Raw genomic sequence first — 12,948 nt, forward strand, 5'->3', positions numbered from 1 at the left:
TGCCTCCCCTCCAGGGGGAGGTCAGAGGGGTTCACCCGCGACCCCCTCGCCATCCTCAAGGAGTCTCCACCATGACGACCACGCACCCGAAGACGACCATCGCCAACCGCTGGAACGACGCCGAGGCCCCCTCCGGGGACGGGCTGGCGTCGCTGACGTACCGCTCGAACCTGCTGGGCGCCGACCGGACACTCGTGAACATCTACGGCGGGAACACCAGCACCAAGAGCGTGGAGAAGGATCACCTGGGGCGCGACGTGACGGTGCTGTGGGTGAAAGGCTCCGGCAGCGATATCGCCAGCATCACGCCCGCAGGCTTCGCGGGCCTGAAGCTCGATGAGGTGCTGCCCCTGTTCGACCGCCCCGGCATGACCGACGAGGAGATGACCGCGTACCTCGACCGCACCGCCTTCGAGCCATCTCGCCCCCGCCAGAGCATCGAGACGCTGCTGCACGCCTTCGTGCCCGCCAGGCACGTGGACCACACGCACCCGGACGCGATCATCGCGGTCGCGTGCACGCCGCGCGGGCCGGAGATCATGCGCGAGATCTACGGCGACCGGGCCGCGTGGGTGGACTACATCCGCCCCGGCTTCACCCTGAGCCAGCAGATCGGCGCGGCCGTGCGCGACAACCCGGGCCTGGAGGCCGTCGTGATGGGCAAGCACGGCCTGGTCACGTGGGGCGACACGTCGAAGGAAAGTTACGAGACGACCCTGCGGATCATCGGGGAGGCGCAGGCGTACCTGGACGCGCACGCCGACGCTCAGCCCTTCGGCGGGGCGCGGGTGACGGGCGTGACCGGGGACGCCGACGCGCTGCTGGCCGCGGTGCTGCCGGTGCTGCGCGGCGCGATGAAGGGCGACCGGCCCGTGATCCTGAGCGTGGACACCAGCGCGCCCGTGATGGAGTTCGTGAACTCGAACGCCGCGGCCGAACTGTCGCAGGTGGGCGCGGCGTGCCCGGATCACCTCGTGCACACCAAGCGGGTGCCGCTGTACCTCGACTGGACGCCGGAGCAGGGCCAGGACGCCCTGATCGCGGCAGCAAAGGCGGGTGTGGAGCGCTTCAGGGCCGAGTACGCCGCGTACTTCGAGGAGAACAGGGGAGACGGCGACGTGATGTTCACGCCCGCGCCGCGCGTCGTGCTGATCCCCGGCCTGGGCATGGTGACCAGCGGCCCGGACGCCATGGGCGCCGAGGTCTCGCGGCAGCTGTACATGCGCGCCATCCAGGTCATGAAGTCCGCCAGCAGCCTGGGCGGCTTCGTGAGCCTGTCGGCTGCCGAGAGTTACGCCATCGAGTACTGGCCGCTGGAACTGTACAAACTGAGCCTGAAGCCCGCTCCGAGGGCGCTGGAGGGGCACGTGGCGCTCGTCACGGGCGCGGCGAGCGGCATCGGCCGGGCCATCGCATCTCGGCTCGCGGCGGACGGCGCGCACGTCGTGATCGCCGACCTGAACGCGGACGGCGGGCAGACCGTCGCCGATGACCTCGTGAAGGCGAGGGGCTTCCGGCGCGCGACGAGCACCGGCATGAACGTCACCGAGGAAGCGCAGGTCATGGCCGCGTACCGGCACGCCATCCTCACGTACGGCGGGGTGGACATCGCCGTGAACAACGCGGGCATCGCGTCCAGCGCGCCCATCGAGGAGACGAGCCTGGAAATGTGGAACCGCAACCAGAGCATCCTCTCGACCGGGTACTTCCTGGTGGCGCGCGAGGCCTTCAAGCTCATGAAATCGCAGGGCACCGGGGGAGGGCTGGTGTTCATCGGCAGCAAGAACTCCGTCGCCGCCGGGAAGAACGCCGCGGCGTACAGCACCGCGAAGGCCGCCGAACTGCACCTCGCCCGCTGTCTCGCCGAGGAGGGCGGCGCGTCCGGCATCCGCGTGAACTCCGTGCTGCCGGACGGCATCCTGGCGGGCAGCTCGATCTGGGACGGCAAGTGGCGCGCCGAGCGGGCCGCGACCTACGGCATCGAGCCGGACAAGCTGGAGGAGTTCTACCGCGCCCGCACGACCCTGAAGGTCAACGTGCTGCCCGAGGACATCGCCGAGGCGACGTACTGGCTGGCCTCGCCCGCTGCGGCGAAGACGACGGGCGGCGTGATCACCGTGGACGGCGGCGTGCCCACCGCGTATGTCCGCTGAGCTGAGCGGCGCGCCCACCCGCCACGTCGCCATCGACCTGGGCGCGTCGAGCGGCCGCGTGGCCCTCGGGACGGTGCAGGACGGGTGGCTGGAGGTGGAGGTGCTGCACCGCTTCCCGAACGGCGGCGTGCCCGTAAGCGGCGGGTTGCAGTGGGACATCCTGGGCCTGTGGCGCGAGGTCCTGCACGGCCTGACGCTGGCCGGGCAGCGCGGCGTGGTCGCCAGCGTGGGCGTGAACTCCTGGGCGGTCGATTACGGCCTGCTGGACGCGCACGGGGAGTTGCTGGGCGGCGTGCACCACTACCGCTCGCCGCGCCTGGACGGCGTGATGGAGCGTGTCCGCACCGACCTGGGCGACGACGCCATCTATGAGGCGACCGGCATCCAGTTCCTGCCGTTCAACACGCTGTACCAGCTGGCCGCCGAGAGACCGGAACGGCTGGCAGAGGCGGAGGTGCTGCTGATGGTGCCGGACCTGCTGCACTTCTGGCTGTGCGGCGCAAAGGCCACCGAGCGCACGAACGCCAGCACCACGGGGCTGTACGACCCGCGCACCGGCGACTGGGCGTGGGCACTGGTGGACGCCGCCGGGATTCCCCGCGCGCTGCTGCCCCACATCGTGGAGCCCGGCACCGACCTGGGCGAATTGCGTCCAGACGTGGTCAGGGAGACAGGATTGACCGGTACGCGCGTGATCGCGCCCGCCACGCACGACACCGCGTCCGCCGTGGCCGCCGTGCCCGCGGGCGAGGAGGGGGGCTGGGCGTACGTGTCGAGCGGCACGTGGAGCCTCGTGGGCGTGGAATCACCGCGCCCCGTCCTGACCGATGCGGCACGGAACATGAACCTCACGAACGAGGCGGGCTTAGGCGGCACGACCCGCCTGCTGAAGAACGTGATGGGCCTGTGGATCGTGCAGGAATGCCGCCGCGCGTGGAACGCCGACTTCGCCGCCCTGTACGCGGACGCGGCTGCCCTCTCCACCGGCGGTCCGGTGTTCGACCCGGACGACGCGCGCTTCCTCGCGCCCGGCACGGACATGCCAGCGCGCGTGCAGGCCGCGTGCCGTGAGACCGGCCAGCCCGTGCCCCAGACGCCACCCGAGATCGTGCGCTGCGTCCTCGACAGCCTCGCGCGGCGCATCGCGGACGTGCTGGACGGCCTGGAGGCCGTGACGGGCACGCCCATCGACACGCTGTACGTGGTGGGCGGCGGCTCGCAGGGCGACCTGCTGAACCAGCTCACGGCCGACGCCACCGGCCGTCCCGTGATCGCCGGCCCCGTCGAGGCGACCCTGATCGGGAACCTGCTCGTGCAGGCGCGGGCGGGCGGGCACCTGGGCGGCGCGCGCTTGCGGGACGTGGTGCGGGCCAGCAGTGAGCTGCAGACCTTCACGCCGTCCTCCGGTCCTGCCCGTGCGCCGCGTGCCGGGACGGGGCAGACTGTGGGGGAGGTGATCCCTTGAAAATCGATCTGTTCGTCACCTGCCTGAACGACGCACTGTTCCCGAAGACCGGGCAGGCGACCGTGGCACTGCTGGAGCGTCTGGGGCATGAGGTGCGCTTCAATGCCGCGCAGACCTGCTGCGGGCAGATGCACCTGAACACCGGGTACCGCGCGGACGCGCTGGGTCTGGTGCGTAAGTTCGTGCGGGACTTCCGGGACGCGGAGGTGATCGTCCTGCCGAGCGGGTCGTGCGCCGCGATGCTGCGTGAGCTGGCGCCGGACGCCGCGCACTGGGAGGGCGACGAGACCCTGCGGAGTGAGGTGCAGGCGCTCTCCGGCCGCATCTTCGAACTCAGCGAGTTCCTGGTGAGGAAGCTGGGGGTCGAGGATGTCGGCGCGGCGTACCCGCACCGCGTCACGTACCACCCGACCTGCCACGCCATGCGCTCCCTGCGGGTGGGGGACGCGCCGCTGCGGCTGCTGCGCCACGTGCGCGGCCTGACGCTGCTGGAGCTGCCGCACGCGGACGAGTGCTGCGGCTTCGGCGGGACGTTCAGCGTGAAGAACCCCGACGTGAGTACCGCCATGCTCGCCGACAAGGCCCGGCACATCCTGGAAACGGGTGCGGAGGCCTGCACGGCCGGGGACAACTCCTGCCTGATGCACATCGGCGGCGGCCTGCACCGCCTGCGCAGCGGCGCCAGGACCGTTCACCTCGCCGAGATCCTCGCGAGCACCCCTGAGCGGGTGTGGGCGTGAGCGGCCTGCACCCGGAGCAGTCCTTCCCGCAGGCCGCGAAGGCCGAGGTGAACAACCCGCAGCTGCGCGCCAACCTCCGCAAGGTCACGACCACCATCCGCGAGAAGCGCCTGAAGGCCGTGGGCGAGCTGCCCCACTGGGAGGAGCTGCGCGTGCTGGGCGCGGCCACCAAGGACGAGGCGCTCGCGAACCTGAGCGACCGCCTGCTGGAACTGGAATCGAGCGTCCGGGCGCGCGGCGGGCACGTGCACTGGGCGCGGGACGCGGCCGAGGCGCGCGAACTCGTGGCGCAGATCGCGCGGGGGCACGGGGTCACGGAACTCATCAAGGTCAAGAGCATCACGTCCGACGAGATCGAGCTGAACGCGGCGCTGGACGCGCACGGCATCCACGCCATCGAGACCGATCTGGCCGAACTGATCGTGCAACTGTCGCGCGACACGCCCAGCCACATCCTGGTGCCCGCCATTCACCGCAACCGCGCCGAGATTCAGGCGCTGTTCAACCGCGAACTCGGCGACCCCGAGCACCTGTCGGACGAGCCCGCCGTGCTGGCCGGGGCGGCGCGCCGCTACCTGCGGCAGAAGTTCCTGACCACGAGGATGGCCGTGTCCGGCGCGAACTTCGCGGTTGCCGACACCGGAACCGTGTGCGTCGTGGAGTCCGAGGGCAACGGCCGCATGTGCCTGACGCTGCCGGAGGTGCTCGTCAGCGTCATGGGCATCGAGAAGGTACTGGCGACCTGGGAGGACGTCAGCGTCTTCATGGAACTCCTGCCGCGCTCCAGCACGGCCGAGCGCATGAACCCGTACACGTCCTTCTGGAGTGGCGTGACGCCCGGCGACGGCCCGCAGGAATTCCACCTGATCCTGCTGGACAACGGCCGCACCGACGTCCTGGCCGACGAGGTCGGGCGGCAGACGCTGCGCTGCATCCGCTGCTCGGCGTGCCTGAACGTCTGCCCCGTGTACGAGCGGGCGGGCGGGCACGCGTACGGCAGCGTGTACCCCGGGCCGATCGGCGCGGTCCTCACGCCGCAACTGCTGCACATGCAGGATAAGAACGCGAACACCCTGCCCGGCGCGTCCAGCCTGTGCGGCGCGTGCTTCGACGCCTGCCCGGTGCGGATCGACATCCCGCAGGTGCTGATCTACCTGCGCGGCGAGGTGAACGCCGGGAAGGGCACGACCCTGGAATCCGTCGCGATGGGCGCCATGCGCTACGCCATGAGCGAGGGCTGGCGTTTCGAGGGAGCCGTGAAACTCGCCCGGACCGGCCAGGGGCCGCTCGTGCATGACGGGCAGATCACGGCCCTGCCGGGCCTGCTGGGCGGCTGGACGCAGAGCCGCGACCTGAATCCCTTCCCGCCGCAGAGTTTCCGCGAATGGTGGAAGAAGCGCGAACCGGGAGGGGAATCGTGAGCAATGCCGAGGCCAGACTGGAGATCCTGACCCGCATCAACCGCGCCACGCAGGGCGCACAGACGCCACAGCGGCCCGCGTATCCCCGCGCGGCCACGCAGTCCCGCGAGGACGTGCTGCTCACCTTCGAGGACCGCATCCTGGACTACCGCGCCGGGTTCGTGCGGGTACCGGCGAGCGGCGTGCGCGGGGCGGTGCGGGCCGCCCTGGGCGACGCGCGGCGCGTGGTCGTCCCGGACGGCCTGGACGCCGCGTGGCTCCCGGACAGCCTGGACGCCGCGTGGCTCCCGGACAGCCTGGACGTCCTGCGCGACGAGCCGACCCTCACCCACGCGGAACTCGACGGCGCGGACGCGGTCGTGACCGGGTGCGCGGTCGCCGTGGCCCGCACCGGCACGATCATCCTCGACCACGGTCCCGGCCAGGGCCGCCGCGCCCTGACCCTCGTGCCGGACACGCACGTGTGCGTCATTCACGCGCACCAGATCGTGCCGGACGTGCTGGACGGCGTGCAGGCGCTCGCCCCGGCCGTCCGCGCCGGGCAGCCCCTGACGTGGCTCAGCGGCGGCAGCGCCACCAGCGACATCGAACTCGTGCGCGTCGAGGGCGTCCACGGACCGAGGCACCTGCGCGTGATCGTCATCAGCGACTGATACGGACTCCGATTGAATGGACTGCAAAGGCCATTCAATCCGAGCGGATGCGAGAAGGAGAGAAACGGGTTCCGGACGTGGAGTTGGCAACCCGGCGCCCTTCCGGGTTGCCAACGAAACAAACGGAATCCGTATGACGGCTGGTCAGCACGGGAAGGTCCGCGTGGGTCAAGATGCGGGCAAGATGAGACGCGGAGGTGAACGGCCGTTTCGCAGCATGAACTAGCTGACCTGCCGGTCCAGCCCCGGCAGCGGTTCGATGATCGCCGCCAGCGGCAGGCGCTTCAGGGCCTCGCGGGCCTGGCGACGGCCGTGAACGCCCTGATCCTGCTGCAACTGTCCAGGCAGGACGATCCGCTTCAGCAGGCGGGCCGCGCCCTGCCCGGACTGCTGATCTCGCTGGGACTGCTGCTGCTGACCCTCTGGCCCCGCGCGAGCCTGCGTGCCCTGCAACGCGTGGCGGTCAGCGTGCTGCTGCTCTGGTTCGCTGCGAACGTGCAGAACGTGACGGTCACGCAGCGGCCGGTCGCGTCGGGCCTGCTGATTCACCTGATTCTGGTGGCGCTGTTCGCGTTCACGTGGCTGAGCCTGCGTTCCGCCGCCCTGATGGTCTGCGCGGGGTACGCGCTGCTGCTGCTCGCCGCGTTCGCCAGCCGCCAGCCGGACGTGCCGGGCGTGCTGCTGACCGGGCTGACCCTGCCGGTCATCTGGTACCTCACGCAGCACGGACTGGCCGTGAACCGCGAACGCATCCGCAGCGAGGCCCTCCTGACCCTGGCGACCACCGACCCGCTGACCGGGATCCTGAACCGCCGCGCCGGGCAGGCCGCCCTGGACGACGCCGCCGCCCGGCACGCCGCGACCCCGCACCTGCTGTGCGTCGCGCTGCTGGACATCGACCACTTCAAACGCATCAACGACAGCCTCGGGCACCAGACGGGCGACCGGGTGCTGGTGGCCGTGGCGGCCGTCCTGCACGGGGGCCTGCCGCCCGGCGGGGCCGTGATCCGCTGGGGCGGCGAGGAATTCCTGCTGCTCCTGCCCGGCCAGACACTCGCGCAGGCCCGCGTGCGTGTCCTGGACCTGCTGGGCCGCGTGCGGCAGTTGCGGCTGCCCGGCATTCAACCCGTCACGCTCAGCGGCGGCGTCGCCGTCCTGAGTCAGGCGGGGTCGGCCAGCGTGCTGCTCGACCAGGCGGACCGCTTCCTGTACGACGCGAAAGCTGCCGGGCGCGACCGCCTGCGCAGCGCCACCGCGCCCGGCACCCTGGACGACCTCTGATACGGATTCCGGACGAGGAGTTGGCCGGGGCGGTGTGGGGGCGGCTTGTCAGCGCAACAGACGGCAGTCCGTATCAGTCGGCCGCTTCCCGGCCCAGGGCCGCGGCACCTTCCGGCGTGAGGTTCAGGTACGCGGTGTGCGTCATGGGCAGGCGGAACGTGACCAGCTGGGCGTCCCAGAGGACCTGCAGGTCACTGAACGGGACGCGCTGCCCGTCCAGTTCCCAGTCCTCGCCGGGGCGTTGCAGCAACTCGGTGCCGTTCAGCATGGCGGCCAGGATGCGCCGGTGCGTGGCGCTCAGCCCGGCGGTCACGGGGTTCCCGCGGCGCTGCTGGAACGGTCATGGAAAAGGCGGTGCATGCCTTCATGGTATGGCGCGGCAGCCCGCGACCGGTGCGAGATTGCCCGCGCCCCGGTCCGGGCTCCGGTTGGGCACTGTTCGGGGCGGGTGGCCGGGTGGTAGCTACCGGTGGGGGATGGGCGTAAACCAGTTACTCTGGTCGAATGCCTGTCCCCCCTGACCCTGACGCTTCCGCGAGCGCTCACCTGAGTGACCGCCTTCAGGCCGTCACGGAAGCGCTCGCAGCTGCCAGCCGTCAGGACGACGTGCTCGCGGTGGTCCTCACCTCTGCCCGTGACGCGCTGGGCGCCACCGCCGGGTCCGTGCTGCTGCTCGACCCGCCCGGCCAGTCCCTGACCCTGATCAGCGCCCAGGAGCGCAGCCGTGAACTGTCGCGGCTGGGGCAGGCCGGACCGCTGGACGTTCACGGGCCGGTCCGTGACGCGCTGGAGAAACGCGAGGCGCTGTTCTTCGAGGATCAGCGGTCCCTTGGGCAGCGCTACCCTCGGTGGCCGCACGCCCAGGGGTCACAGCCTCAGGAACCGCACGCCCAGGAAGCGCAGTCGCAACTGCCGATCGGCGTGCCGGGCGCGGCGGTCGCCACGGCCGTGCTGCCCATGCTGCTCGGTGATCACCCGCTGGGCGCGCTGACGGTGGACTTCCAGGAACCGCATCACTTCACCGACCCCGAAATCCGGTTCCTGCGGAGCCTGACCGCCCAGTGCGCCGTGGCCCTGGACCGCGCGCAACTCCGCCAGGAACTCGAGGCGCGCGTCGAGGCCCGCACCGCCGAACTCGAGGGAGAGCGCGCCGCGCTGGACGCCTTCGTGGCATACAAGGAAGCCGTGGGTGCCGAGAGTGACGTGCACGTCCTGGCCGGGCAGGCAATCCGGGTCGTGCAGGCCGGACTGCAGCACGTGAGCGCCGCGTACTACGAACTGGAGGGCGGCTGGTGGAAGGCGCGCGTGTGGTCCGAGGACGTGGCGCCGGACGTCGCCGCCGAAATCCAGGCGGGCGTGCCCGAGGACGCCCCGGATTTCAGCAGCGCGGCCCGCTCGCAGACGGCGGTGTTCGCGGACGGCTGGAACGCCGACGCGAACGACCTGCCCAGCACCGGCACGTACGGCGCGGTCGCGCTGCTCCCCCTGACCGTGAACGGCGAGACCCGCAGCCTGTTCGCGGTGGGTACCCAGGACGCCCGCATCTGGAGTGACCGTGAAAAGGCGCTGGTGCGCGCCGTCACGCGCGGCCTGGGCATCACGCTGGAACGCACGGAGATCACGCGGCAACTCCAGGCCCGCAACGCGGAACTCGACGCGCGCACGCAGGCGCTGGAGGCGTTCGCGCGGCTCACGCAGGACCTCGCCACGCACGGCGACCCCCACGAGTTCGTGCGGCGCGCGCAGGAGGTCACGCTGTCCCTGCTGCCGCCCGGCTACGCGCTGTACTACGAGCAGGACGGCGCGCACTGGCGTAACCGCGTGCAGGTCGGCAGCGTGGGCAACGACGACCTGCAGGCGTTCATCGACGCGGGCCCGCCCGTCGGGCACACGCCCAGCGTCGACGTGCCCTGGACGACCGGGCAGGCGTACTACCAGGACGACTACGCGCGCGGCAGCGACACGCCGCCCGAGATCGTGCAGCACGTGAACACCGTGGCGTCCCTGCCGGTGTTCCGGCACGGCGCGGTCGTGGGCGTCCTGATTGCCGTGCTGTTCGACGGGCGCCAGTGGACGCCCACGGACCGCGTCACGCTGGACACCGTCGTGCGCAGCCTCGGGCTGGCGCTGGAACGCGCCGAGCAGGCCGGTGAGCTGCGGCGGCGCACCGAGCAGCTCGAACGCAGCAACGCCGAACTCGAACAGTTCGCGTACGTCGCCTCGCACGACCTGCAGGCCCCCATCCGGGCCGTCACGAGTTTCGCCGGGATCATGGAACGCCGGTACGGTTCGCTTCTCGACGAGCGGGGGCAGCTGTACCTGCGGCAGATCGTGACCAGCGGCGAGCACATGAAACAACTGGTGGACGACCTGCTCACCTTCTCGCGCGTGCACACCGAGCCGCACGAGGTGCTGCCGGTGGACTCGGCCGCCGTGTTCGACCGGGTCGCGCAGCGCCTGCAGGTGGACGCCCCGGACGCGCAGGTGACCCGCGCGGCCCTGCCGACCGTCCGCGCGGACGCGCTGCAACTCGATCAGCTGCTCCAGAACCTGATCTCCAACGGCCTGAAGTACCGCCGGCCCGACGTCACGCCGCACGTGCGGGTCAGCGCCGAGCGGGACGGACCGGTGTGGCGTTTCGCGGTCGCGGACAACGGCATCGGCATCGAACCGCAGTACTTCGGGCGGATCTTCGAGATCTTCCAGCGGCTGCACGTCCGGGAGACGTACGAGGGCACCGGCATCGGCCTGGCTGTCTGCAAGAAGATCGTCGAGCAGCACGGCGGGCAGCTGTGGCTGGACAGCACGCCCGGAGAGGGCAGCACCTTCTACTTCACCCTCCCCGACGCGGGCTGACCGTGGGCCTGCCGGCGGGTGGGTTCAGGCCGGACAGTGGAACGAACGGGACGCAGCTTCCCGTCGCGGCGCCCGGCCTGCGTCATGCTGGGGTATGACAGCCCTGCTGACCCGAGTGCTGAACCGAGTGCTGACCTGCGCGCTCCTGGCCGCGCCGTTCCTCGCTGCGGCGCAGACGACGTCCCCTTCCGCACCGCCTCCTGCCGCACCGACCGTCGCGGCGCGCCTGCCGGACCCGGCGGTGTCCCTGGCGTACGTGACCGCCACGGGCACGCTGTACGCGCAGACGGACCGGGGCGAACTGTGGACGGTGGGCGCCGCCCCGGCCCGCCGCCTGAGCGGCCTGGCGACCGACGCGCCCATCACGGCCTGCGGGCCGGACGTGGCGGCCGTGCTCGAAGGCGGCCAGTTGTGGTGGGGCGGCCTGACCGGCGTGCGCGGCCTGAGCACCGTCGCCGGGACGCTGTGCGCTCCGGACGGCGCGCTGCTGGTCGTGGCGGGCAGCGGTGACCTGCTGCGCGTCGAGGCGGGCGGCCGCGTGAGCCGCCGCGCGGCCCTGAAGCTCCTGCCGGACGCGCGGCCCACGCTGGCGGACCTGCGCGGCGACGGCCGGTTCAGTGTGGCCGTGCTGGCCGATCCGGGCGACCGCCTCGCTCACGGCGTGCTGGGTGACGCGCTGGAAGCCACGACCCTGCTGAGCGTGGACCCCGTGACCCTGCGCGTGCACTCACGCCTGACCCTGCCCGCCCCGTACGTGTTCGAGGACTGGGAGGCCCGCCCGGTCCGCGCGGGAACGCGTGACCTGCTGGCCGTGGTGCGGTCCTCCGCGCAGCGCGGCGCGGCCCTCACGCTGGTCGGCCTGGACGCCGCCCGCGCGGCCCTGCGGATCGAGGCGGTCGGCCCGGATTTCGGGCGGGGCGGGCGCTGGCTGGCGCCGTTCACGGACGGCGCGGCCCTGTACGCCGTGCACACGCCGCACATCGGCGGCGTCCTGCACCGCTACGAGCGGGTCGGGTCGGCGCTGCGGGCCACGGCGCTGACCACCGGGGTCAGCAGTCACCAGATCGGCGCGCGGCGCGTCACGGGCGGCGTGTGGCAGGGCGCGGCGTGGGTCGGCACGCAGGACGGAACCCGGACCCGGCGCGTGACGCCCGCCCCGGAAAGTCCCGCCTCTGCCCCCGTCAACGCCAGTCCCGTGAACCGCGCCGTGCTGAACGCCGGGCCGTCCAGTCCGCTGCTGATCACGCCGCGCGGCGCGTTCCTGGGCCTGAACGACGGGCAGGTCGTGCAGTTGCCCTGAACGCGCCGCGCGGCGCCGGGTCGAATGGTCGGGCTGCTGTTCAGGCTCCGGCGGGCTGGGGGGCGCGCAGCAGGGCGCGCAGTTTCTCGGTGTCCTCGTGGAAACCACGGATGCCCTCGGCGAGCTTCTCGTTCGCCATGGGGTTCGCGGCCAGCGCCCAGCGGAAGTCCGCCTCGGTCATCGCCGCTTCCTTCTCGGTGGCGGGCTGGTCGTTCAGCACGCGTTCCAGCGTGCCGGTGTCCCCGGCCAGTTCGCCCAGCAGGGCGGGACTGACGGTCAGGCGGTCACAGCCGGCCAGCGCCTTGACCTGCGCGGCGCTGCGGAACGACGCGCCCATGACGACCGTCGGGTACCCGTGCGTCTTGAAGTGACGGTAGATGGTGCGCACGCTCTGCACGCCCGGATCCTCGTCGGTGGCGTACTCGGCGGTGCCGGTGCTCTTCTTGTACCAGTCGGTGATGCGGCCCACGAACGGCGAGATCAGGTACGCCCCGGCCTGCGCGGCGGCCACGGCCTGCTCCAGGCTGAACACCAGGGTCATGTTGCAGCGGATGCCCTCGGCTTCCAGCACGCGCGCGGCCTCCACGCCCTCCCAGGTGGTCGCCAGTTTGATCAGGATGCGGTCCTTACCCACGCCCTGCGCGGCGTACAGTTCGATCAGGTGGCGGGCCTTGGCGATCATGGCGTCCGTGTCGAAGGACAGGCGGGCGTCCACCTCGGTGCTGACGTAGCCGGGCACGATGCGGGTCAGTTCCGTCCCGATGCGCACGGTCAGCTGATCGATGGCTGCCTCGACGTCCCCGAGTTCCTGCGCTTCCTTCAGCGCCTGCGCGTACCCGCTGAGGCCAGCGGCCTTCAGGATCAGCGAGGGGTTGGTGGTGCAGTCCTGCGGCTGGTACTGGCGGATGGCGTCCAGGTCGCCCGTGTCGGCCACGACGACCGTCATCTGCTTGAGTTGTTCGAGTGCGTTCATGTGAACCTCCGAAAAAATAGGGGAAAGAGTCGGTACAGAGGGAGAGGGCGGCGGGCACGGAGCGCGCCTGCCGCGCGACACTGCGTACCATACGCCCCACTCCCTG

General features: G+C 71.4%; 10 protein-coding genes. 8 read left to right on the plus strand and 2 right to left on the minus strand.

Translation table 11 applies throughout. From position 1 onward, the window contains the following. The first annotated feature begins 71 nt into the window (after positions 1-71). The 6 genes from IEY70_RS11170 (at position 72) to IEY70_RS11195 (ending at position 7,713) form a co-directional block, all read left to right on the plus strand. Positions 72-2,153, plus strand: coding sequence for a bifunctional aldolase/short-chain dehydrogenase (locus tag IEY70_RS11170; protein ID WP_189065096.1), 2,082 nt, complete (start codon positions 72-74; stop codon positions 2,151-2,153). Next, positions 2,143-3,618 (plus strand): rhamnulokinase, encoded by a 1,476-nt coding sequence (locus IEY70_RS11175; RefSeq protein ID WP_189065097.1) that lies wholly within the window; start codon positions 2,143-2,145, stop codon positions 3,616-3,618. The genes IEY70_RS11170 and IEY70_RS11175 overlap by 11 nt, the downstream gene beginning before the upstream one ends. Further along, positions 3,615-4,358 (plus strand): (Fe-S)-binding protein, encoded by a 744-nt coding sequence (locus IEY70_RS11180; RefSeq protein WP_189065098.1) that lies wholly within the window; start codon positions 3,615-3,617, stop codon positions 4,356-4,358. Before IEY70_RS11175 ends, IEY70_RS11180 begins: the two co-directional genes overlap by 4 nt. Then, positions 4,355-5,779 carry a lactate utilization protein B gene (locus IEY70_RS11185; RefSeq protein WP_229777865.1) on the plus strand — a complete coding sequence of 475 codons (1,425 nt, stop codon included), beginning with the start codon at positions 4,355-4,357 and terminating at the stop codon, positions 5,777-5,779. Before IEY70_RS11180 ends, IEY70_RS11185 begins: the two co-directional genes overlap by 4 nt. Continuing rightward, on the plus strand, positions 5,776-6,432 hold the full coding sequence (locus IEY70_RS11190) for a LutC/YkgG family protein (RefSeq protein WP_229777866.1): 657 nt from the start codon (positions 5,776-5,778) through the stop codon (positions 6,430-6,432). The genes IEY70_RS11185 and IEY70_RS11190 overlap by 4 nt, the downstream gene beginning before the upstream one ends. Positions 6,433-6,744: 312 nt before the next feature. Further along, the gene (locus IEY70_RS11195; RefSeq protein WP_189065101.1) at positions 6,745-7,713 is read left to right on the plus strand and encodes a GGDEF domain-containing protein; all 969 of its coding nucleotides are present in this window, start codon (positions 6,745-6,747) and stop codon (positions 7,711-7,713) included. Positions 7,714-7,786: 73 nt separating this feature from the next. Here the strand turns inward: IEY70_RS11195 and IEY70_RS11200 are convergent, their stop codons facing one another. Beyond that, the gene (locus IEY70_RS11200; protein ID WP_189065102.1) at positions 7,787-8,026 is read right to left on the minus strand and encodes a hypothetical protein; all 240 of its coding nucleotides are present in this window, start codon (positions 8,024-8,026) and stop codon (positions 7,787-7,789) included. A 191-nt stretch (positions 8,027-8,217) separates the two neighbouring features. On the opposite strand from IEY70_RS11200, the gene IEY70_RS11205 reads away from it, so the two are divergent. Next, positions 8,218-10,569 carry an ATP-binding protein gene (locus IEY70_RS11205; RefSeq protein WP_189065103.1) on the plus strand — a complete coding sequence of 784 codons (2,352 nt, stop codon included), beginning with the start codon at positions 8,218-8,220 and terminating at the stop codon, positions 10,567-10,569. 94 nt (positions 10,570-10,663) lie between these two features. Beyond that, positions 10,664-11,869, plus strand: coding sequence for a hypothetical protein (locus IEY70_RS11210; protein ID WP_189065104.1), 1,206 nt, complete (start codon positions 10,664-10,666; stop codon positions 11,867-11,869). Between the two features lie 40 nt (positions 11,870-11,909). Here IEY70_RS11210 and tal read toward each other — a convergent pair whose 3' ends face one another. After that, positions 11,910-12,842: a transaldolase gene (gene tal, locus IEY70_RS11215; protein WP_189065105.1), complete on the minus strand. Its 933-nt coding sequence runs from the start codon at positions 12,840-12,842 to the stop codon at positions 11,910-11,912. Positions 12,843-12,948: the final 106 nt, after the last annotated feature.

The organism is Deinococcus seoulensis (genome assembly GCF_014648115.1).
GTDB classification, from domain to species: Bacteria; Deinococcota; Deinococci; order Deinococcales; family Deinococcaceae; genus Deinococcus; species Deinococcus seoulensis.

Excerpts from the sequence above, each read along its gene's own strand:
- IEY70_RS11170 (WP_189065096.1), top strand. The coding sequence starts at position 72 with ATGACGACCACGCACCCGAAGACGACCATCGCCAACCGCTGGAACGAC.
- IEY70_RS11175 (WP_189065097.1), top strand. The coding sequence starts at position 2,143 with ATGTCCGCTGAGCTGAGCGGCGCGCCCACCCGCCACGTCGCCATCGAC.
- IEY70_RS11205 (WP_189065103.1), top strand. The coding sequence starts at position 8,218 with ATGCCTGTCCCCCCTGACCCTGACGCTTCCGCGAGCGCTCACCTGAGT.
- IEY70_RS11210 (WP_189065104.1), top strand. The coding sequence starts at position 10,664 with ATGACAGCCCTGCTGACCCGAGTGCTGAACCGAGTGCTGACCTGCGCG.
- tal (WP_189065105.1), bottom strand. The coding sequence starts at position 12,842 with ATGAACGCACTCGAACAACTCAAGCAGATGACGGTCGTCGTGGCCGAC.